At 25.1% G+C, this 22,669-nt stretch carries 18 protein-coding genes; 7 read left to right on the forward strand and 11 right to left on the reverse strand.

Features of this window, described 5'->3' with window-relative positions; all coding sequences use genetic code 11:
• Positions 1–213 precede the first annotated feature (213 nt).
• Genes AELL_RS13620 through AELL_RS13635 form a run of 4 tightly spaced genes read right to left on the reverse strand, consistent with a single transcriptional unit; the run spans position 214 to position 5,292 of the window.
• Entirely contained in the window at positions 214–804 is a 591-nt protein-coding gene (locus AELL_RS13620; RefSeq protein WP_118918475.1) for an HNH endonuclease, read from the reverse strand.
• On the reverse strand, positions 801–1,421 hold the full coding sequence (locus AELL_RS13625; protein WP_118918476.1) for a hypothetical protein: 621 nt from the start codon (positions 1,419–1,421) through the stop codon (positions 801–803). The genes AELL_RS13620 and AELL_RS13625 overlap by 4 nt, the downstream gene beginning before the upstream one ends.
• A gap of 18 nt (positions 1,422–1,439) precedes the next feature.
• A complete protein-coding gene (locus AELL_RS13630; RefSeq protein ID WP_118918477.1) occupies positions 1,440–3,797 on the reverse strand; it encodes an ATP-binding protein in 2,358 nt (785 codons plus the stop codon).
• Positions 3,798–3,837: 40 nt separating this feature from the next.
• A complete protein-coding gene (locus tag AELL_RS13635; protein WP_164967208.1) occupies positions 3,838–5,292 on the reverse strand; it encodes an Eco57I restriction-modification methylase domain-containing protein in 1,455 nt (484 codons plus the stop codon).
• 87 nt (positions 5,293–5,379) lie between these two features.
• Here AELL_RS13635 and AELL_RS14345 point away from each other — a divergent pair, with 87 nt between their 5' ends.
• The gene (locus tag AELL_RS14345; protein ID WP_164967207.1) at positions 5,380–5,556 is read left to right on the forward strand and encodes a hypothetical protein; all 177 of its coding nucleotides are present in this window, start codon (positions 5,380–5,382) and stop codon (positions 5,554–5,556) included.
• On the opposite strand, the gene AELL_RS13640 is transcribed toward AELL_RS14345, so the two are convergent.
• From AELL_RS13640 to AELL_RS13655, 4 genes are read right to left on the reverse strand one after another with little or no spacing between them, the layout of a single operon-like run.
• The gene (locus AELL_RS13640; protein ID WP_118918479.1) at positions 5,553–6,725 is read right to left on the reverse strand and encodes a TniQ family protein; all 1,173 of its coding nucleotides are present in this window, start codon (positions 6,723–6,725) and stop codon (positions 5,553–5,555) included. The two genes, AELL_RS14345 and AELL_RS13640, sit on opposite strands and share 4 nt — an antisense overlap.
• A 1-nt stretch (position 6,726) precedes the next feature.
• A complete protein-coding gene (locus AELL_RS13645) occupies positions 6,727–7,596 on the reverse strand; it encodes a TniB family NTP-binding protein (RefSeq protein WP_118918480.1) in 870 nt (289 codons plus the stop codon).
• A gap of 3 nt (positions 7,597–7,599) precedes the next feature.
• Complete coding sequence (locus AELL_RS13650) at positions 7,600–9,486, reverse strand: Mu transposase C-terminal domain-containing protein (protein WP_118918481.1); 1,887 nt, start codon at positions 9,484–9,486, stop codon at positions 7,600–7,602.
• Positions 9,473–10,144 (reverse strand): TnsA endonuclease N-terminal domain-containing protein, encoded by a 672-nt coding sequence (locus AELL_RS13655; RefSeq protein ID WP_118918482.1) that lies wholly within the window; start codon positions 10,142–10,144, stop codon positions 9,473–9,475. The genes AELL_RS13650 and AELL_RS13655 overlap by 14 nt, the downstream gene beginning before the upstream one ends.
• A 162-nt stretch (positions 10,145–10,306) precedes the next feature.
• Here AELL_RS13655 and AELL_RS13660 point away from each other — a divergent pair, with 162 nt between their 5' ends.
• Both AELL_RS13660 and AELL_RS13665 read left to right on the forward strand, forming a co-directional pair.
• Entirely contained in the window at positions 10,307–11,884 is a 1,578-nt protein-coding gene (locus AELL_RS13660) for a DUF262 domain-containing protein (RefSeq protein WP_118918483.1), read from the forward strand.
• Positions 11,881–13,449 carry an AAA family ATPase gene (locus AELL_RS13665; protein WP_118918484.1) on the forward strand — a complete coding sequence of 523 codons (1,569 nt, stop codon included), beginning with the start codon at positions 11,881–11,883 and terminating at the stop codon, positions 13,447–13,449. Before AELL_RS13660 ends, AELL_RS13665 begins: the two co-directional genes overlap by 4 nt.
• A 124-nt stretch (positions 13,450–13,573) precedes the next feature.
• On the opposite strand, the gene AELL_RS13670 is transcribed toward AELL_RS13665, so the two are convergent.
• Both AELL_RS13670 and AELL_RS13675 read right to left on the reverse strand, forming a co-directional pair.
• Positions 13,574–14,944 carry a hypothetical protein gene (locus tag AELL_RS13670; RefSeq protein WP_118918485.1) on the reverse strand — a complete coding sequence of 457 codons (1,371 nt, stop codon included), beginning with the start codon at positions 14,942–14,944 and terminating at the stop codon, positions 13,574–13,576.
• 306 nt (positions 14,945–15,250) lie between these two features.
• Positions 15,251–16,270 carry a thioredoxin family protein gene (locus tag AELL_RS13675; RefSeq protein ID WP_118918486.1) on the reverse strand — a complete coding sequence of 340 codons (1,020 nt, stop codon included), beginning with the start codon at positions 16,268–16,270 and terminating at the stop codon, positions 15,251–15,253.
• Between the two features lie 193 nt (positions 16,271–16,463).
• Between AELL_RS13675 and AELL_RS13680 the strand changes: the two genes are divergently transcribed.
• The 4 genes from AELL_RS13680 to recJ all read left to right on the forward strand — a co-directional run bounded on the left by AELL_RS13680 (position 16,464) and on the right by recJ (position 22,072).
• Positions 16,464–17,297, forward strand: coding sequence for a hypothetical protein (locus AELL_RS13680; protein WP_118918487.1), 834 nt, complete (start codon positions 16,464–16,466; stop codon positions 17,295–17,297).
• A gap of 99 nt (positions 17,298–17,396) precedes the next feature.
• Complete coding sequence (gene ccoG, locus AELL_RS13685) at positions 17,397–18,779, forward strand: cytochrome c oxidase accessory protein CcoG (RefSeq protein ID WP_118918488.1); 1,383 nt, start codon at positions 17,397–17,399, stop codon at positions 18,777–18,779.
• A 111-nt stretch (positions 18,780–18,890) separates the two neighbouring features.
• The gene (pyrG, locus tag AELL_RS13690; protein ID WP_118918489.1) at positions 18,891–20,507 is read left to right on the forward strand and encodes a CTP synthase; all 1,617 of its coding nucleotides are present in this window, start codon (positions 18,891–18,893) and stop codon (positions 20,505–20,507) included.
• Positions 20,507–22,072 carry a single-stranded-DNA-specific exonuclease RecJ gene (recJ, locus tag AELL_RS13695; RefSeq protein ID WP_118918490.1) on the forward strand — a complete coding sequence of 522 codons (1,566 nt, stop codon included), beginning with the start codon at positions 20,507–20,509 and terminating at the stop codon, positions 22,070–22,072. Before pyrG ends, recJ begins: the two co-directional genes overlap by 1 nt.
• Here the strand turns inward: recJ and AELL_RS13700 are convergent.
• Positions 22,067–22,666, reverse strand: coding sequence for a FlgO family outer membrane protein (locus AELL_RS13700; protein ID WP_118918491.1), 600 nt, complete (start codon positions 22,664–22,666; stop codon positions 22,067–22,069). The genes recJ and AELL_RS13700 overlap by 6 nt on opposite strands.
• Positions 22,667–22,669: the final 3 nt, after the last annotated feature.

A 22,669-nucleotide genomic window follows, 5' to 3' on the forward strand; every position in this document is an offset into this window, starting at 1 on the left:
TTCATAAAATTAGATTATGACTTTATAAGATAAATTATTACATTAAAATGAAATATCTGAGAAAATCACTAAACTTTTTTAAATAAAACAACAATACTCATAATAATTAAAAAATCCAATATTTGATATCATACTCAAATTAATAAAAATTATGAGTATGAAAAATTTCTTTGGAAAATAGATTTTAAGACTTTCTAATTGCATTAGATAATTTTATATCTCTCCAAGTCTTTTTGTATACTTTCTATATGACAATAAAAGTTTATTTAAATTATCTTGAATTTTAGCTCTTACTTGTTCATCGGAAATACTAACTGACAAAGATTCTAATTCACTTATATTTTGATCTAATTGTTCAATAAGCCAAATGATTTGATGTTGAGGCCTATGTAATTTTAAATTATGAAACATCCATTTCCCTAAATTTGTTTTAAATTTAATAGAACCATCTTTTTTTCGCTCAAATTGTTTATCATATTCTTCATCACAAGGATCAATAAAACCTTGAATTCCATCATGGGATAAACTTTCATTTAAGGTTGGCCATTTAGCTCTTTTTGAATTATTACAAGAACGACAAGCAAAAACTAAATTTTTATATTCCGTTGGATCTCTATGTGGGAATTTTTTTTGAGGAATAAAATGGTCTATTTCATACCACATTGTTCGCCAAGTATAGGAATCATCACAATATCCACATTTATTATTAAAATCTTCCATTAAAAATGAAATATGCTGCTTATATGTCGAAACTATGGGAACATTATCTCTTCTTAATGGTTTCTTTTTTCTAAAAGGAATCATTTTTTTAAACTCTCAATCATTTTTCTTGATTCTTCAAGTAAATCTACTAAAGTATGTAATTCTCCAGGTCTTGTTAAATATCCTTTTAAAGTTGGATCATTTGGATAAATCTCATTTAAAAATTGATAAGCATTGAATAAATCTTCTTCTTCTTTTTCATTTAGTGATATTTCTAATTTTTTTTCAGATAACTCCTTTACAATATCCTTATTTTTTCTAACTGCTGATTGGTAATTGTTAATTGTATTAAAAACTTTCATTTTAAAAATATCTATATATTCCTCAGATAATTCATCTTTACTTCGCAATAACATACCATCATCTACATGAGATACAGCATCTCTTTCATGAGAAGTTAAAATAGTTAATGGCAATTTTGGTAATAACTTTCTTACTTCTGTAGCAACCTTATTGCCATCAATTGAAGTGTTTCCATTTTCATCCAATTTAAAATCAATAATAAGCATATCTAAATTAGATAATAATACTTTTTGAGCTATTTCTTCAGCAGAAATAGAATCATCAACTTCAAATATTTCTAAGATATAATCGTCAACAAACCAACCTCTAAAATTAATAATTGAACTCGTTTCATCATCTACAAACCCTAATTTCATTATACTTCTCCTCTCTCACTAATTAAAACATTTGAATTTAAAAAATAATGCAAAACCACTATCTTTAGTTTCCAATATTTTTACAGCTGAGCCTTTATATTCACTTACAGTTATTTTCACTAGGTAAAGTCCTAATCCTGTACCAATTAAATTACCATTTTTATCAGTTCTTGAGGTTTCCAAAGCATTAAAAATTTTATCAGGATTATTAGAATACTCTTTCCCTAATCCAATACCATTATCTCTAAATATTATAATAATATCACTATCCTCTTTTATTAATTCTATATTTATTTCTTTATTTTTAGTTTTTATTTGTTTTAATGCATTAATAGAGTTTGAAAGTAAATTATTAAATATAACATCTAAATCTACCTCAAATGACTTTAATTCAAAAGATAAAGTTTCTTCTTTAGTTAATTTTATAGTTATACCTCTTTGAGTTAATGCTCTTGACCAATTTGAAATAAAAGAGTTAAAATAGTTAACAAGATTAATATTTGTTCTCTTCCTTTTATCTTTTTGAAGAGTATTCAATGAATAATCAAGCCAATGTTTAAGTTTAATATCATCTTGTTCATAACTATCTATCATAAAAAAAGGATTATCATATTTATTTAATTTACTTATAACATCATCTGAAATTAAGTTATGTAATGACCTTTTTAAATGTCTATGTCTAGGGACTATTCTCATTCTCAAATTATGTACTTCGTGAGCAAAAGAAGATATAATTAAACCTACACTTGCTAAGTTTCTTAACATACGTATTTCACTATCTTGTTCTTTTACTTTTAATTCATATGCTAAAGCAGCTTTTGCTAATGTTTCTTTGTCTTGAATATCAATATGATTATATTCTTTTTCTGTAATAGTAGAAGTTTTATTTCTTAATACTCTTTTAGCAGCATTTGTTGCCGAAGCCATTGCATTTATATCTGATTTACGTGATTTATCTAAGTTATATAAACTGTGCATAATTATATTTCTATCTGTTTCAAAAATACTTATAATATCGATGATAGAATTCTTAAATAATTCAAATGTATTGTTTTCTTGTATTCCTTCTCGGCCCGATTTATCTTCAAATTTAATATTAGTTAATCTTGAAATATTAATTACTCCTAAAACCTGTGTTGGTTTGACTTTATATCCACCTAATTTTTGTCCAACCCCCCAAGTATTACTTGCTTGTCTATGCCCTAAATTTAACCAATCATCACCATTCTCACCATATGGTCTAACACGAAAATTATCTCTAAAAATTTTTATACCGCCAAACTTCTTTAAAAATTCTTTTCTTTCAGCTGATATAAAATCTTTATAAGGATATTTAACTAGAGAGGATTCATTTTCTTCCCCTTGTGTTATCTTAAAAAAGTAAAATACAAATGAAAACTCACCAATTTCTTTAGCTAATCTTTTTTCAACATTTTTAAAAGTTTTTAATTCACTAAAATTTATTGAATATATATCTTCTTCTTGTATGAATTTTTCTTTTGTTATGCCAGCTCTTTTCATAACTTCATCATTAAAAATCTCAGAATAGTCTGTTAATACCTTTTCTTTATTTAATTCATTTCTAATTAATGTAACTCTTAAACTATCTCCTTGAGTAGGAGAATATTCAACCTTTAATTTGTAATCATATCCCTCAATATTTGGATTCTTAACATTACCAAAATCTTGTAAAAATTTTGTAGAAAATAAATTTATATCAAATTCTGTTGATAATTCTTGAGGAGGCATGAGTACTTCTAAACTTTTATAAAGATTTTCTAATTCATTAAAATCCCATATATCTTTTAGATTCTCAATTTTTAATATTGTTCCATTAACTAATTCTTCATCATTAATATTATTAAAAAAGCTAATTAACTCAGGTTTATTATGAAACATTCTATTGACTGTTACCTTTAAAGTATTATCTGAGCCAATTTCACGTATTCGTGCTTTTACATCATTAATTACAATATTTTCTTTATTAAAGTTATTCCATTGAACTTTCCAAATTAATGGTTTATTTGTTTTTTTTGAATAAGTATATACTGTACTATTTGTACCTAATCTATCCAAAGCAAAACGCCCTATGCCCTTTGCTCCTGTTTTGACTCTTCCTTCAGTGCTAGTATGGTCTTTTTGCTTTAAATTTGTTCCAATAGTCATCCATTCATTTTTTATAACATCAAGTGTCATTCCAGAACCATTATCAATCATATAAAGTATATCATTATCAAATATAATAATACAAAAAGTAGCATCAGCATCATAAGAGTTTTTAACGAGTTCTATTATAGCACCTTGAGCATTTGCAAAGTTTTCTTGACCAATAAGCTTTGCTGTTCTAGCAGAAACAGTAAAAGATAATGAAGGCATAATATAAATTCCTAATTATTTTATAACAAATTCTACTGTTTTATTTATTAAAAAATAATTCTTCTATAGAATAATCATTATTTTTTTTATTCATTATTTTTTCTCCAACTTTTTTTAATACTTCAATATTTGGCATTGGCAAGCTACAAATATCAGAAGCATTAATTTGTGTATGTCCACTAAATCTACGAACATATTTATCAACAATTTCTAAATTTAAGTAAGCATTGAGTCCATAAATTAAATTCTCATCCAATCCACAACTATCCTTATGTATATAATTTAAATGGTTTTCTACTGTCATATGAGTTCTATCAAAGTGTTCTTTCTTTAGAATACCAGTATTTATTCTCTTTTTATTTTCTTTATAACTCATACGTTTGATAATTATATAATTTCCTTTAGGAATCATTTTTTTCTTTGTTATCTCATTTTGTTTTAAAAAGGGTTTACTTGGATTATATACACTTAAATCAATTTCATCACTTCTTACATGTCGTTGATAAAGAATTCTTGCATTTTCAATGTAATCTTCTTCAGTTAAATATTCTTCTCTATACTCTACAACCTTTCCTGTTGAAATTGAAAGCCCTAATTCATTTAAACTAGATGATAACTTTGAAATCTTATTTACTATTTCTAAATCATCAGTTTTTGATGGTATATGAATAAAACTATATGGATCATTTTTAAAAGTAATCTGATCAAAATTAAATTTTTCGCAGCAATTATCATTTAATTTATCAGATATACATATTTTTGTTTTTTTTATTTTTTTCTTAGTTAATTTAATTATGACTACTTCTTGAAAAACTCCATATTCTTTAAAAACTTCTTTTCTAGATTCAAACAAATGAATAAACTCAATTTTTACATTTTTCAACATCTTTTTTCTAAATTTAGTAAATCTTGTTCCATTACAAAAACTTCTTGGAACAATAGCTACTAACTCACCTTTATCAGAAAGTAGTCTATAACATAATTCAATAAAATTACTATATGTATTAGGAGTAGAAACATCTAATTTTTTTAGTATTTCTAATTGTTCATTATTCGTTTTTGAAATAAGACTATATGGAGGATTAATGATAATTCTATCAAAAGAAATCCCTTCTGTTAATAATTTTTGAGCTATGAAGTAAAAATCTTCATTATAAATTGAAGCGTGAAAATTTATATATTTATTTTGAATTTCTTGAATATTTCCTTTTAAATATTCAAGAAGATTTTTATCCCATTCAATAGAAGTTAAACTTACAAAAGAATTTTTCCCTGAATTTAAATATTTTAATGAACAGATAGCACCTAAATTACCAACACCCGCACCCGCATCTAAAATTGATATATTTTCTTTCTCGAAATTAGAAAATAAGTTACTCATATAATTTGCTATGTCACTAGGTGTGAAATACTGTTCATATAACTTTTGCTTAGAAATTTCTACATCTTTTGTAGCTTGTATTCTATTATTTTCAATAATTTCAATAATATCCATTATAAATCCTAAGGGTATTTTATAATATTTTACTATAAAATACATTATAATACAATTAAATACTGTAAAAAATTAAATGGATCTAAAATGGGAAATAATAAAATTGGTCGACCTACAAGCTCAAAAGATAAAAAAAAGAGCGCAAAAGTATTTGTAAATTTAACTGAAAAACAAAAATTAAATTTACAAATAATTTCAGAAAAAGAAGGGTTGTCTTTATCCCAATTATGTATAAAAGCATTGAAAAAAAGTGAATATATTTAACTATTAATAATTCTTTTATAAATATGTATAAATCCCTTATGAATACTCGCATGACAACCAACAATTTCAGCAACATTTATAATATTTACTCGTACACCTATACTTTCTAAATATTTTATAGCTCCTAAAACTTCACTTTCATTTATTTCTCTACCTATTTTATTTTCCATTGGAATATGCTTATCAATGATTTCTTTATACCAAAAAGTTATATCTTTAAATCCATGAATAAAATCTCTATGTGTTAATTTATTGTTACTAACAAATTTCAATAAATTATTTGGGAATTCTTCAAAAAGATAAAAAACTAAAGAAGTTAATAAGAACTCTTTCTGAATAGATAAGGCTTTTTTTGAATTATATTTTTCAAGTTTTTCACAAATAATTTTGTACTCTTCAATTAAAGGAAAGTCTACTAAATTTAATTCATTTTTTTTATCAACTATACTTCTCAAAGCTGTGAAACTTTCAAACACATAAAGTGAATTTATTTTTTCATCATCAATAATAAAATATCCATCATTCAGACCTTTTTCAAACCAACTAATTGCTTTTAATCCATATTCAAAATTTGAATTTATTTTTATAACAAGATTTTCTCTAAAATCTTTCTCACACTTATGACATATACATATTTCTTTAAAATGTTTTATTTTTGCAAAATTGATTTTTTCATAACATCTCCAACATCTATCAGTCAAAAAAACTTTATGTTTAGGACAGGCATTATAAAATTCATATCTCCATTTTTTTCTAAAATATGGAATTTTATCTTCAGATAAACATTTTGGACAATACATCAAACCATTATGTGTTCTTTTATCAGTTAATTTTCTAATTTGCAAGGGTGGATACAAACACTCATTACAAGAGAATAAGTATCCCTCTTCACTTCGTAAAGACATTTTAAAAATATCTTCTATTTTTAGATTACTTTTACTGGCTAAATTTTCTAAAAACTTTTCATCAAATATAAAATCTAAATCCCTTCTTGAAACTTGATTTCCTTCTTTTTTTACAAAAAGAGTTAAAAAAATTGGAAGCTGTCTTCTGTGTTCAATAGCAACTCTAGTAAGCCAAGAACTTAAAAGTTCATCTTCTAAAGGTTGTGGAATTATTAAAAAGAAATAGTCTTGAACCCAAGCATTATTTCTTTTTTTCTTTGCCATGTTACAACTTTGGTAAATACTCTATATCATCAACTGTGATATATTCTCTTTTAGATTTAATTGCTTTTATAGCTGCTTTTTTTAATAAATTTACAGTCTTACCAATCAGCCCTTCAGATTGATAAAATAAAGCATTTAATAATTCAGTATTATCAGCCATGTTTGAAGCTTTTTTGAGAGGTAAACATTTTTCATAAGTTGCCACAAATGACCTAAATTTTCTATCATTATTCCATCTAGGAAGTTCAAGTGCTGGAAATCTTGTACTTGTTTCATTTCCTATTGATAAAGCAGAATATGCTTCTCTTGTACCTGCTAAAACAATTGTTAGAGATAAACTATTGCTTAACTGTTTTAAATCATCTATAAAAGTTCTTTGTTTATTTAGATTTCCTCTTAATGAACTATGTATTTCATCAATTAAAATCATTCTCGTACCAAGTTTATTCAAAAAATGTTTTGCAAGATTTGCTTTAATAGCAACTTTTTCTATTCTATTTTGAGGTACACATAACTCATCTAAAATAAGACTATACAATCTACTTTCATCTGGAATAGTTGGTGCTTGAAAATATATTATAGGTATTTCATAAATTGCTTCACCATCTTTTGTGACATAATCAAGTTTTGTTTTATGTAGCTCATACATTCTTTTTAGAATAGCTGTTTTTCCATTATTTGAATCTCCATAAATAAGTAGCCCTTCATGTCTCATTTGAGGTGGGTCTAAAAATTTATCTTCTAAAATCTCTACTAATTTTGCAGCTGAACCATATCCAATCCAATGGTCTTTTTTACAATATATAATTCTTTCTTCATCACTTTTACTTAAATATTCAAAAGCTTCAGGTATTAAATTTCTTTCATTCATAAATTAGCCTATTGGATAGATTTCATAATCACTATCATCGTCTTCATTAAATTGTTTTTCTAAATTTAATTTAGATTCAGATTTAGGAGTGACATCTAATACTTTTGATTCATATTCCATTGTTTTCTCTTGATGTTTTTTTGTACTTTTTTGTCTTCTAACAGACTTAGTTTCTTTTTTAGCATCTAAAATATATTGATTTAATCTTTCATGTGCTTCAAAAATATCATGAGGTTCAAGTTCCCTTCCTGTAATAGCTTTTTTTGCTTCACTTATAGATCTTCTTAGTTCTGTTAAATCCATAGCTGGTCTTCTTATATCTGCATATGGTACTATTATATAATCTTTAATATCTTCATCATAAACATAGATTTTACTAATATCTCTTGGATCTCTTCTACACTCTACTTCATTTATTAAATCAGGTTTTAATTTTTTATATTGAGTTGGAATTATATATTTTCTAAGAGTTTCGGAAAAATAAGTAATGTAATCAATAGTTATCCCATTTTTTTGAACACTTCTTTTTATTTTTGGTAGTAATGACATTCTAAATTTTATAGTATCAGCAGGTACTATTGGTAAAAATGGTATTTCTTTTTCATCTCCAACTCCAAGTAAACCTTGATAAAATTTTTCTTCAGGTGTCATTCCCAAAGAACTATGTACGGTTTTATGATATACATTTACTATAAAATCAACATACCACTTCTCTAATTCAGAAACTGTTACAGCTGCTTTTTTACCAGACTTATATTTCCCTCTTTCAAATATATTTGAAAAAGTACTTCCTGGTAATTGATGTGTTTTTTTCATAAAAGTACCGATAACACGCTCGACTGCACCACCAAATTCAGGCCTTGCAACTGGACGATAGATATCCTCAATAGCAAATTCACTACAAAAGCTATGTAAACTTATCGACCTAAAGTCTTTTCCATTATCCATATGGATTTTACGTGGAAGCCCATAAACTGGCCATTCTCCTTTTACACCATGTTGATTCAAGAAATCATCCTTTGGTAATACTGCATTTAAAAAACATTGACCTACACTAAAATAGCTTGGAGCATTTAACGAAATGTAAAATCCATAAATCATTCTACTATACATATCAATAGCAACAGTAATAAATGGTCTTCCTATTTCTTCTCTTGTTTCTTCATCAACTAAAATTACATCAACTTTAGTATGATCTATTTGTATAATATCTAAAGGCAATTTTACTTCAGGGAATTTTCCAGGCATTCCTCTGGTTTCTCTTACACTAAGATTTTTTCTATGTTTTGCAATTAATTTAGGATTAATGTTATTAAGCCGATTTCTTATAGCTCCTTTTTTAGGAATTTGAACATTAAATTTTTTACATTCATTAACAATGACATTGTAAATATTTGAAAATGGTAATTGCTGCTCATCTAAATATACTTCATTAATTATTGTATTTATAATTTCCTCTGTTTCTTGAGGAAATCTAGATTTTCCTTTACCTCCACAATTTTCTCTATTTCCAGCTAGGGAACTAACTGTTCCATATTTCTCAAAAGTTTCAATCCATCTATAAAGAGTTGCCATACTTTTTTTAAATTTTTTAGCTCGTTTTTCTACATCTTTAGCTGTTCTATTCTCCATTTCAAGTAAAGGTTTAATTATTTCGTACTTTTCTTTTGCTTTATCTAGAGCTTTATCTCCATATTCTACTTGTGATTTTTCAGGTTCATTTGAATTTTTAGAATTTTTTATTAAATCATTTACTTTTACAATTATTTCTTCATAGGGACTAATAGTCTGTTTTAATAAAACTTTATCAGCAGAAGGATAACTTTTTATAATATATTCATTATCTTCATAAAATATTTTTGAGTTTATATTAAATTTAATTACTCCCATTATTTATCTCCACAAAAGATTTCATTGTGACTTTCTCATTTTCTAAATCAGTTTTTAAAATATTTTGAGCCACAAGTTTCCAGATATTATTCGAAACTCTTTGATACTCACTTTGAGATTTCATAATTAAATTTGCAAGTTCAAGTGCTGATATTTTTTTATCTTTTAAGACATCTAATATAATATCATCATACTTATCTTCAGATGGATGAAGAATAAATCTATATAGAAAATCAATATTTGATATATAAATTTCATTAAAATCAAGTTCAGTTAAAAATTTAAAATCTACACCTATTTCATCACATCTTATTTTTGCAGCATTAAATTTCTTTTCATATGTATCTTTAAATTTTTCAAATTCACTTAGGTATTTAACTTCGATAAGTGCATCTTTTAGATTTGATTTTTTATATCTTCTAACGAAGCAATCTACATCATACTTTTGTGGTTTAGCATTTTTAATTATCATTATTCTAGGTTGTTCTTGGTAAGTTTCTACAGTATCATCAAATTCTAAATAAAGAAAAAGTGTCTTTTCAAGTGAAGAGTCAAACCCAATAGATCTATTATTTTTAACACTTGGGAAATGTCCTGTTACGGAACGATAGCTTTTTTTAATTTGTCTTTGTCCAAAAGTTATTGCATCATCATACATTTTTTGTATCCAAAGTAATTTTGATAAATTATAGTATAAATAGTCTTTTATATAAATATTAAAATATTTCTTCGTATTCTTGATTTATATTAAATAAAGCTAAAAGATTGAATTTTTTGGTTAAAATTAACCAATAATAATTTACTACATAAATGGAGAGATATGGCACTTTCATTAAATGCAGAACAAAAAGAAATTACAAAAATATTAAGCGGTAAAGAACAATATGTTATTCCACCTTATCAAAGAGCATATTCATGGGAAGAAGAGCAATGTGAAGCTTTATGGGAAGATTTAAAAAATGCCTATTTAACGAATAAAGATGAAGGTTATTTTTTAGGGAATATAGTAATCGCAAAAAGTAGAGAAGAAAAAAATAGATTAGAAGTTATAGATGGTCAACAAAGATTAATTTCTATTACCTTACTTATAAAAGTATTACTTCATTTTAATCCTGATAGCACCTATTTAAAAGAAGCAATTTACATATCTGGTAAAAAATCAAATGATATTCCAGAAACAAGATTAAAAACAAATGTATTTGAGGAAAAAGATTCTTTATTTCTTAAAAATGTTATAGAAACTCCATTAGATAAAATCTATGAATTTGATGATACAAAGGACAATAATTTTAAAAAAAATATATTATATTTTTATTCAGAAATTACAAAATTTTCAAAAGCAAACAATATAGAAGATTTTTCAGATTTCTTATTAGATAATGTATCCCTATTACCAATAGAATCAGAAGACACTAATCAAGATAATGCTAGAGAAAAAGCATTGAAAATCTTTGAAACAATTAATAATAGAGGTAAAGATCTTTCAAATTCAGATATATTTAAAGCGAATTTATACGCTATGGCATTAAATAATTTAGAGCAAGATGAATTTATTAATAGATGGAAAAGACTTGATAGTGATTGTGATAATATTGGTTATGATGTAGAGAGAATTTTTAAAATCTATTCATATCAAATAAGAGGTCAACGAGGAATAAAAAGTTCAGAAATAGGATTAAGAGATTTTTTTAAAAAAACTGAATATACCCCATTTAAATATAAAAAATATAATGAAATTATGGATGACTTATTTAGTATAGTTAAAGCAGTCGAATTTTTCAATACAACTAAAAGAACTGAAGGATTAAATGAACTGCCAAAATGGTTCCAATTAATTGATATTTATACAAATAACTATCCAAAAGATTTAATGATTGTTTATCTTGCACATAAAATAAATACAGATAATTTTGTTAATGATACTATACGTTTTTCTAAAAGTCTTGTAAGGTATTGTTACTTTCAAGGAGCAACTACAAATATTAAACAATATATTTATGATTTAACTATAAAAGTTATTCATAATGAATGGGAAGAATATTATCCTAGTAATTTAAATGATAGAAGTTATAAATATTTGGGTAGGTTATATAAAGGATTTGGTCTATTGGGGTCATATTTAAATCCTAACCAGAAATCTGTTTATCCATATAATTTAAAAAGGATGAGAGATATTGTTAATTTTTGGAATGAAGATTATTGGAATTTTGACACTATAGGTAATATTATAGCAACAGATTTAACACCTAAAGAAATACTAGATAGTGATAAAACATCTAAATTTGAAGATATTAATGAGTTAAGACATAATTTTAATGATTGGAATATTAATAATCACATAGAACGTCAAGAAATATTAAAAAATAGATTTATTGAATTTTTTAAAGAATCAAAATGAAAATTAAAAAAATAATAATAGAAAATTTTAAATTTCATCATCATTTAGAATTTGAAATTAGAAACAATAACAATTGCTTAATCTATGGTGAAAATGGTTCTGGTAAAAGTTCAATTTATGAAGCATTATACTCAAATTTCTATTATTACAAAAATAAAAAAATAGCTAATGGAATAATTAAGATTAGAGATACTTTTTTACATAGAGATTTTCCATCAGGAAATTTTAAAGTAAACATTTTATTTAATAATTCAATTAATTTTAATAGAACAGATGAAACTTTAAGTAATGACACTCTTTTATTGGAACCAGAAAGTAATCCTGAACAAGGTAAAGCAAATGTTTATTTTGCAAATGAAAAAGTATTACGAAATATAACTGATGACAATTTTTTCAATATTATTGAAAATGAATTGATAATACATTTTCCAGAATTATCTAAAGTTATCTCTTGCTATAAAGATGTAAATAAGTCTTTAAGTTTATTAAAAGATGCCGAGCAAATTAATGAAGAAATTATAAAACAAAGACAAGAAGCAGATGAGCTTTGTAAGACTAAATTAAACGAATTAATTCCTTTTACTTTAATTAATAGTATTTTAGAGAATAATTTATTATGTGACTTTAAAATTGAATATTCTTTTAAAGAATCAAATATAGACATAAATAAAAAATTTCATTCACCTCTTATAAATTTTAAGATTATGAATATTGATGATAGAGGAGATTTCAGAAATCATTTTAATGAGGCAAAATTAAAACTAATTTCTATTGCAGTTTATTTTGCACTTGTAAAAAAGAACCAAACACAAAATGAATTAAAACTTTTAATACTTGATGATTTTCTTACTAGTTTAGATATGGCAAATAGAAAAAAGATTGCACGTTTTATTATTGATGATTTTGAAGAATATCAAATTATTATTTTAACTCATAATATACAATTTAATAATTTATTAAAAAAGATGATTAACCCTACACGTTGGGATACAAAAATTTTATTTACAATGAAAGAAGATGATTTAATTGTTGCAAAAGTAAAAGATAAAAATGATAATTATATTGAAGAAGCAAAAAATTTTATAAATACTCCTAATTATGATTTAGCAATTGCAGGTAACTTATTACGAAAAGCATTTGAAGGTATTGTAAATGAATTTGAACAACTATTAGAAATTGGAAAAGTGGAAAGATTGCAAAAAGTATTGGAAGCGCTAGAGAATGACGATTCTTATTTTTATGATACTCCACATGAAGTATTAGAAACATTGATTAAAGATTTTGAAAATATGTTTCAAAATACTCAACAACCCGATGATGCAAAAATCCGCCAAATCAAAAATAAAATAAATGCTATTAAAAATAATAAAATTACATTCAAAATAGAAGATGGTACTGAGAAAAGTTACCACTTATTGAAAAGAACCGAATTTTATAAAAATATTTTAATGAACCCTAGTTCACATAATGATTCAGAGACAGAAATCTATAAAGAAGAATGTGAAAATACAATTTTTTTGTTAGAAGAATTGAATAAATTATTAGAAAAGTTAAAAGAAAATTAATTTCATGTAAAATAAAATCCAGAATTTTATAAACTAGTATTTTTATATCTAATAAGTTTATAATAGGATAAATAAATTTAAATATTATTTGTAGAAATACTTAAACAATCAACATAAAATTAATTCATTTTTTATATGGACTAATTATCATTTCTTTAAATTCAGAAATAGTAAGAAATTCTGTATCAATATTTAATAAAGAATAAATAAATTTTCCACGTTTGATTAATTTCTTATCATTTGTAATAAAATACTTACATTTCCAAGCGTGTTTTAAATGCTCAGTATCTTGATAGCTACTTTTTATTTTTTGTTCTTCAGTATCCGTCTCAAAATTGATAAAATCTAATATTTCACACAAATTATCTATTTTATCAATGCAATCAAAATCATTATTTGTTTTGATATAACCTGATATTAATTCTTCTAAGCCAAAAGAATAATTCTTAAATTTAATATAACTAGATAATTCTTCTTCAATTGTCTTTTCATTTCTATTTCTTGAACTTAAAGATTTAATATCAATATTCTCAAAAAAGGCTTTTAAATTAGCATTTATTTTTTGATAAAATGGATTCTTTTCATTTCTCCTGAAATTTGGATATGCATTTTGATTATATAAAAACCAATAGAGCTTTAAACTTTCAGCAGCTCTTGTTACTTCTTGCCATAAAAGTACTCGATTAACTATAGAATCTATTTCTTCAGATACATAACTTAATTTATCTTTATATTTAGCTAATAAAATATTATTTGTTAGACAACTAATATGTTCAAAATATTCTTTTAAAAAAACTTTATTCATTTTTATTCCATCTTCAATGAGATAAGGGCTAAAAATAAATTGGTACTTAGCTTTTTCCTTAATATTTTTAATTTGTTTTTTTAAACTATTATTTTTAATATACTCACCTATAAAATTTTGGTCTATATAAAAAGTTGTATATTCTTCTGCAAATACTACCATATTTTGTGATAGTTTTTGCTTTTGAGGTAATTCAGAATGATTTAAAATCACATCATGAAGTTCTATGATTTTATGGTTATAAAAAGCAAGTTTTAAAAATGTGATACTACTACTTATTTCAGAAAAATATTTATTATATACATTTATTTTACTATTGTTTAAGTGCTTTTTTACATGTTCTGGATTGGAAACTAGGTTTATTGCTATTTCTATATGATGAACTAAATCACTCAAATTTAATTCTTTTAGAACATCTTCAATAAATGTTTTATACAAATCATTTATACGAATGATCTCATCAGAGAAATTAAGAATAATTTTATTAACTAACTGATAGTCTAAGCATCCTTTACATCTATTTTCACAAATATATCTATGATGTAATACTTCTTCTAACTGAGAAATCACTAAATATTCTTCCGAAAATCTATTATGTTGATATGAATTAATGTTTCTAACAATATTTTCAATTAAAATTTTTAAAATATAACTAATAGCTAATTTTAATTCACATGATGTTTTTTGCATTTATTAAATACCTTTATTTCAATAGAGACAGACAATTCTATCAATACTTAATTTAATAATGAATATTTTCTAATTTTATTACCTGTACTTTATATAAAATTCTCTGCTAACTTAGGATAAATCATATTATCATTTTTTAGTATACATATTAATATAGAAAATTTAACTTATTATATCGTACAATAACAATATATAATCGCAATAAAAGGCAAACTTAATATGAAAATACATTCTCAAATTTTAATGAATATGACATATTTAATAAAAAAGCATAAAATAACACTTCTTTTGAAGTGTTATTTATTTTCACTCAGCCAAATCTATATTTATACCTTGTTTTAAAAGTTCATCTTGTCTAACTTTTAAATAATCCAAATAGCTTTTTGGATATTTTTCATAAAATTTACCACTTACATATCTAAGCACTTCTTTAAAATGAAATGAATATAAAAGTGCATCTATTGTTGATATTAATTTTTTATTATCGTATAGTAAAACGCCTGGTCTATAATCTAAATTGATTTTTTGAGCCCACTCTTTAGGTGTTGTTTTATTTCCATCAACATCAATAATCTCTTTTGTACTATTTGCATCTAATCTTACAACTGTGAATTTTTTAAATTCATTTATTACATCTTTATTTTTCAAAACTTTATCATTAAAATAATCACATTGAGTACAACTCCCATCTTCAAAAATTACTGCAAGTGGTGAAGTTATTTTTGATAAATCATTAATATTTTTAAACATTTTATTCTCTTTAAATGTATAAAGAGTTTGTTTCTCTATTTTGTTTACATACTCTGTTAAACTCATGTTTTTATAATGTTCACCTTGAACATATTCTAAAATATATTTAAAATCACTTGGACTTCTATATCCATTTACTCTTACAACTATTTCCTTATTTTCATTAAAAAATAAAATAGTTGGACTATATTGGATTTCTAATTTTGTTGCTAACTCTTTTTCTGTTAATGTAGTATCATCAATCCAAGTAACTTCTCTACTACCTTTTACATTTAATTCAATTACGTCGAAATATTTTTTTATAAATTCACTTGTTTTATTCTCTTTTATAAAATTTTCTTTTAACATTTTTGCACAATAAGGGCAACCTTCTAAATCAAGAAATATCATATAATGTCTATTTTTAGATTTTGCCTCTTCAATATCTTCATTGATATCCAAAAAACTCTCTTTAAACCAACTTGGTATTTCATGCATTGAACCACCTACGATTTTCCCTTCTTGAGCATTTATACTCATATTAAAAAATACACTTATAAATAAAAGTATAATAACTCTTTTAAATGATACTTTCATAATTTTTCCTTATTTTATTTTTATAAATTCTATTTAATTAAACATTAATATCTCAAAAATATCTATAAATTTAATAAATTTATTTTTATTCTTTTCTTTTAGATACAATTTTGTAATTTTAAGGCTTTTATTTATTTTATTTTTATAAAATAAAACTAATTTTAATAATTTATTTTTTTTAAAGGTTTATAATATGCAAGTTTATTTATACGCAAAAAGTGGGCATACAGTTGGTCTTGAGTCAACAAAAAGATGTGCAGCAATTGCAAATGCACTAAAAGAGTTTAATCCTATTTTATGTACAAGTGATTTTAGAGCTGGAGCTTTTGCTAAAGAGAATTTAGAAGTTAAAAAATATGTAAATATTGATGTTTTAAGAAATCTTACAAATATTATGCAAAGAAAAGACATCTTAATTTTTGATTCAAAAGAAGCAAATGAGGATATGAAATCCGAAATGAAACAGTTTTGTTCATTACTTTATGAAATTGGAACAGATATAAAAGAAGTTATTGTTGATACAACTTTATATACAAAAGTTACTAATCCAACAATTGAAAAAACCTTATTCTTTGGTGATGATGATTATTACAACTTACTTTTAGATTTAGTAAAAGATTCAAATAATAATATCTCTCTTTTGATGGGACACTACTTTTTCTTAGGAAATGAAAAAATATTTAAAAATCATTTTTCAGAAGTTATTGATGAAGAAGATTATGTTTCAACTATTCAAAATTCAAAATATCTTTTAACAGCTTCTTTACAAACAGCTTTTGAATCTTTAGCATGTGGAAATTATCCAGTTTTATTTAAAAGGATTGATAAAGAGTACAATGAGGAACTAATATCAAAATACAATATTCCAGTAATTGAATATACAAATATAAATGAATTAATTTCTAACTTTGAAAATCTTATAAAAGATTATCCAACAATTAACAATTTTGAAATAACTCCTCTTGATAATGTTATTTTGGAAATAAAACAAAAAGTAGAATTATTTAATAAATTAACTCAATCATAAAAACCTTAAATATTTATATATAATCAAATCTTATAATTAATTATGCAAATTATAAGGTTGATTTATATAAAATTTTAAAAAAATCACAAAGGTTTTAAGATGAAAGAGGAAAATGAGTTTTTAAAAAAAACTCCATTTAGAATTAAAAGATATTACGGATATGTGATTGCAACTATTGTTGCATTAGGATTACCATTTATTAGAATTGATGGAAATCATATTTTTTTATTGTCATTTGATAAAAAACAATTACATCTATTAGGTATTGCATTTGATATGCAAGAACTTTATTTAATGCCATTTTTATTGATGTTATTATTCTTAGGAATTTTTGCAGTTACTTCACTTGGTGGAAGAGCATGGTGTGGTTGGGCATGTCCACAAACTATTTTTAGGGTAATTTACAGAGATTTAATCGAATCAAAACTTTTAGGTTTAAGAAGAATCAAAAACAAACAAAAAGAACCTGATTTATCAAAAGCAGAAAATAAAACTAAAAAAGTTATTGGTATTATTATTTGGACATGTTTAGCACTAATTGCAGCATCTGATTTTATGTGGTATTTTGTTCCTCCTGAAGACTTTTTTGCCTATTTACAAAATCCAACTGAGCATATGTTTTTAATTGGTTTTGTTTTATGTATAGCTGCATTTTTAGTTTATGACGTAATTTTTCTTAAAGAAGATTTTTGTGTTTATATTTGTCCTTATTCAAGAGTTCAATCTGTTTTATATGATAATGATACATATCAAGCAATTTACTCTACAAACAGAGGTGGAGAAATCTATAATGAAAATAAAGAAAAAATCATTTTCAAAGCAAAAGATTTACCGCAAGCCTCAAATGAATGTACAACTTGTGAATCTTGTGTGACGGTTTGTCCAACACATATTGATATTAGAAAAGGTTTACAACTTGAATGTATTAACTGTTTAGAGTGTGTTGATGCCTGTACAACTGTTATGGGAAAATTAGGTAAACCTTCACTTGTTCAATGGTCTAGTACAAATGCTATTAAAAACAATATTCCAACAAAAATGGTTAGAAAATCAACTGTTATGTATTTTGTTGCATTATTAGTTGTTATTGGTCTTTTATTTGTTATGGGTGGTGAAAAAGAGAACATGCTTTTAAATGTTAATAAAACTACTGAATTATACAAAGTAAAAGAAAATAAAGTTGTTGCAAATAATTTTGTATTACTTTTCCAAAATACAGAATCAGTTCCTCTAACTTATGTATTAGAAATTGTAGATAATCCAGATATTAGAATTGAAAGATTTGAACCATTTACATTAAGTCCTGGAAAACTTGCTAAAAAAGTTCTTGTTCTTGAAACAGACAAAGTTTTAGTTAGTGATAATACAAAAGATACACCTATTACTATAACTTTAAAAGCTTACGCTAAAGAAGACCCAGAAAAAGTTAAAGTATTTAGAAAAGCTGTATTTATCTATCCAAGATTAGATAAACTTAAATAAATCCCTATGAGATAAGAGTTTTTCTTATCTCATCCAATTAACTTACTTATCAACAAAACTTAGATACAATCGCGATTATATATTTATTAACAATTTTATGGAGTAATTTTTATGACAAAATTCATTTTTGTAACGGGTGGAGTTCTTAGTTCACTAGGAAAAGGTATAACTTCTGCTTCTATTGCAACAATATTAAAACAATCAGGCTTTAAAGTGAGTATGCTAAAAATTGACCCTTACTTAAATGTAGACCCAGGAACAATGAGTCCACTTGAGCATGGAGAAGTTTTTGTTACTGCTGATGGTGCTGAAACAGACCTTGATTTAGGAAACTATGAAAGATTTATTGATAAAACTTTAACTGCAAAAAATAGTTTTACAACAGGTCAAGTTTACCAAAGCGTAATTAAAAGAGAAAGAGAAGGTGGATATTTAGGTAAAACTATTCAAGTTATTCCTCATGTTGTTGATGAAATTAAAGATAGAATTTACGCAGCAGCTGATGAAAATGATTTTTTAATCATTGAACTTGGTGGAACAGTTGGAGATATCGAAGGTTTACCTTTTATGGAAGCAATTAGAGCAATTAGACATGAACAACCAAAAACTAATACAATGAATATTCATGTAAGTTTAGTTCCATATATCAAAGCAGCTGGTGAATTAAAAACAAAACCAACTCAACACTCTGTTCAAGAGTTAAGAAGAATTGGTATTACTCCTCATATGTTAGTTTGCAGAACAGAAAAAGAGTTACCAAAAAATTTAAAAGATAAATTAGCTTTATCTTGTGATATTGATAGAAATGCAGTTATTGAAGCTGGCGATGCACAATCAATTTATCAAGTTCCACTTCATTTTATAAAAGAGGGAATTTTAACTCCATTATCAGACCATTTTAATATCAAAATTAAACCAAATATGGAAAAATGGGATACTTTAGTAAAAAATATTTTAGTTCCTCAAGATGAAGTTACAATAGCATTTGTTGGAAAATATTTAGGTTTAAAAGAGTCTTATAAATCACTTATTGAAGCTTTAATTCACGCCGGAGCTCACTTAAATACAAAAGTTAATATTCACTGGTGCGATAGTGAAAGAATTGAAGATGTAGGTGTTTTTGACATAATTGGAAATGCTGATGGTATTTTAGTAGCTGGTGGATTTGGACACAGAGGTGTTAAAGGTAAACTTGAAGCTATTAGATATGCAAGAGAGAATAAAATCCCTTATTTAGGAATTTGTTTAGGAATGCAACTTTCTATCATTGAGTATGCTAGAAACGTTTTAGGTATTGAAGATGCAAACTCAATTGAATTTGATCCTGAAACAAAAAATCCATTAATCTATTTAATTGATGAATTTATTGACCAAAGTGGAAATAAACAACTAAGAACTCATGAATCACCAATGGGTGGAACTATGAGATTAGGTGAATATCCATTTGAACCACTAAAAGGTTCAAAATTACAAAAAGCTTATGGAAATGATGAAGTTTACTATGAAAGACATAGACATAGATACGAAGCAAATCCAAAATATAAAGCACAATTAGAAGAAGCTGGTATGATTATTTCAGGACAATCAAATGGATTGATTGAAGCAGTTGAATTAAAAGACCATCCTTGGTTTGTTGGAGTTCAATTCCACCCAGAATTTACTTCACACTTAGAAACGCCAAATCCAATTATTTTAGAGTTTGTAAAACAAGCAAATAAATCAAAATAATGTCTAAAATAACAAAAAATAGACTTCTTGAACTACTTTCTGCAAGGCATTTGAATAATCCTTATTCAAAACTTGCAGATATTCCAAGTCCTACAAATTTCAAAGATATTGATAAAGCCTGCAAAAGAATAAAAAAAGCAATCCTAGAAAAAGAGACTATCACAATTGTTGGAGATTATGATGTTGATGGGGTAGTTTCAACTACTATTATGCTTGATTTTTTCAAAACTATCAATGTAAAAGTTAATCATATTATTCCAAATAGATTTGAACATGGATATGGATTATCTACAAAAATTGTTGATATGATTAATGAAGGTTTAGTAATAACTGTTGATAATGGAATTTCAGCTTATGAAGCCTCTTTGAAATTAAAAGAAAAAAACATTGATTTAATTATCACAGACCATCATACAGTTGGAGATAAAATTCCCCTTGCACTTGCAATTATAAATCCTAAACAAAAAGATTGTAATTTTGAATTCAAAGATATTTGTGGAGCGCAAGTTGCTTGGTATTTATGTGCAGCCATAAAAAAAGAGATGAATTTAGATGTAAATATGGGTGATTATCTTGATTTACTTTGTGTTGCAATAATTGCTGATATTATGCCTATGACAACACTAAATTATACAATAGTAAAACAAGGTTTAAAAAAAATTAAATCATCATCAAGAGAAGCATTCAAAATATTAAATGAAATAATGGCTAAAAAATCTTTGGTTTCAGATGATATAGGATTTTTTATTGCACCAAAATTAAATAGCGCAGGAAGAATGGATGATGCAAGTATTGCATTAGAATTTTTATTATCAGAAAATTCACAAAATGCAAACGAAACTTTATCTTTACTTGAAGAACTAAATAATTATAGAAAAACCCTACAAGAAGAGATTTCTAAAAAAGCAGACTCTAAAACAAATAAAGATGATAATGCAGTTGTAGTTTGGGGAGAAAATTGGCATGAAGGTGTGATTGGAATTGTTGCTTCTAAACTCTCAAATTCACATAAAAAACCAGCTTTTATATTGTCTATTCATAATGGAATTGCAAAAGGAAGTGCAAGAGCAAATGCTGATGTTAATCTTTATGATTTAATTACAAAAGCCAATCACTTATTATTAGGTTATGGTGGACATAAAAATGCTGCTGGATTATCTTTAAAAGAAGAGAATTTAGAAGAGTTCAAATCTATTATAAATAAAGAGTTAGAGAACTATAAAGAGAGTTTACACATAGAACCTATTACTTTAGGTGAACTTGATGTTGCTTCTGTTGATTTAGAGTTTTTATCTATAATTGAACAATTTGAACCTTATGGTTTAGAAAATCATCGACCTATTTTTAAAATTTCTAATACAACTTTAGTGAAGTATGATTTAATTGGAAAAGATAAAAATCATTTAAAATTAACTCTAAATAGTGATGGAGTTGTTTTTGAAGCTTTAAAATTTAATGACTCAAATATTAATTTTTCTAAAAATTTTGATTTAATAGTTTCAGTAGCAAAAAATGAGTTTAGAGGAGAAGTTACTCCTCAATTTTTAATACAAGATATTTTATAAAACTAAAAAAGGTCTTTGTGCAGGAGGTGATGATTTTTGATTTACCCCTCCACTACTTCCTTCCAAACCTAAAATTTCATCATCAATATCTGTTCTTCCATACGAAGAAGATAAAATATTTCCTGTTTGAATATCTATCAATCTTATAAATACATTTAAACTTCTAGATGAGATAGAATATGTCCCAACAACAGCATATTTAGATTTAACTTTATTTGTTATAATTCTCTCTTTTTCTCTTGTTAATAGATTAAATCCAGATGGCCCAAATTCAAACTCTTTTCCTAATTCAATCTCTTTTACAATAATATCTAGTGAAGATAATTTATCTTTTAACATACTTGAAAGTAAAAAGCCTAGTTGTGATCTATTTTTTAATTTATCAAGATTTACAAAATCTGAAACTAAAACAACTTCTCCAACAGAGACATTCTTTTTGATTTTATTTGCTGAATCATCAACCATTCCAGAAATTAATGAATGAAAATTTGTAGAACCACTTATTGGATTTTTATAAGCACAAGAGTTAAAAAAAAGTGTTAAGAAAATTGAAACAAAAGAAAGTTTCAAAATTCCTAATAATTTGTAAGCCATATA

Origin of the sequence: Arcobacter ellisii (assembly GCF_003544915.1) — a bacterium.
In the GTDB taxonomy this organism is placed as follows: domain Bacteria; phylum Campylobacterota; class Campylobacteria; order Campylobacterales; family Arcobacteraceae; genus Aliarcobacter; species Aliarcobacter ellisii.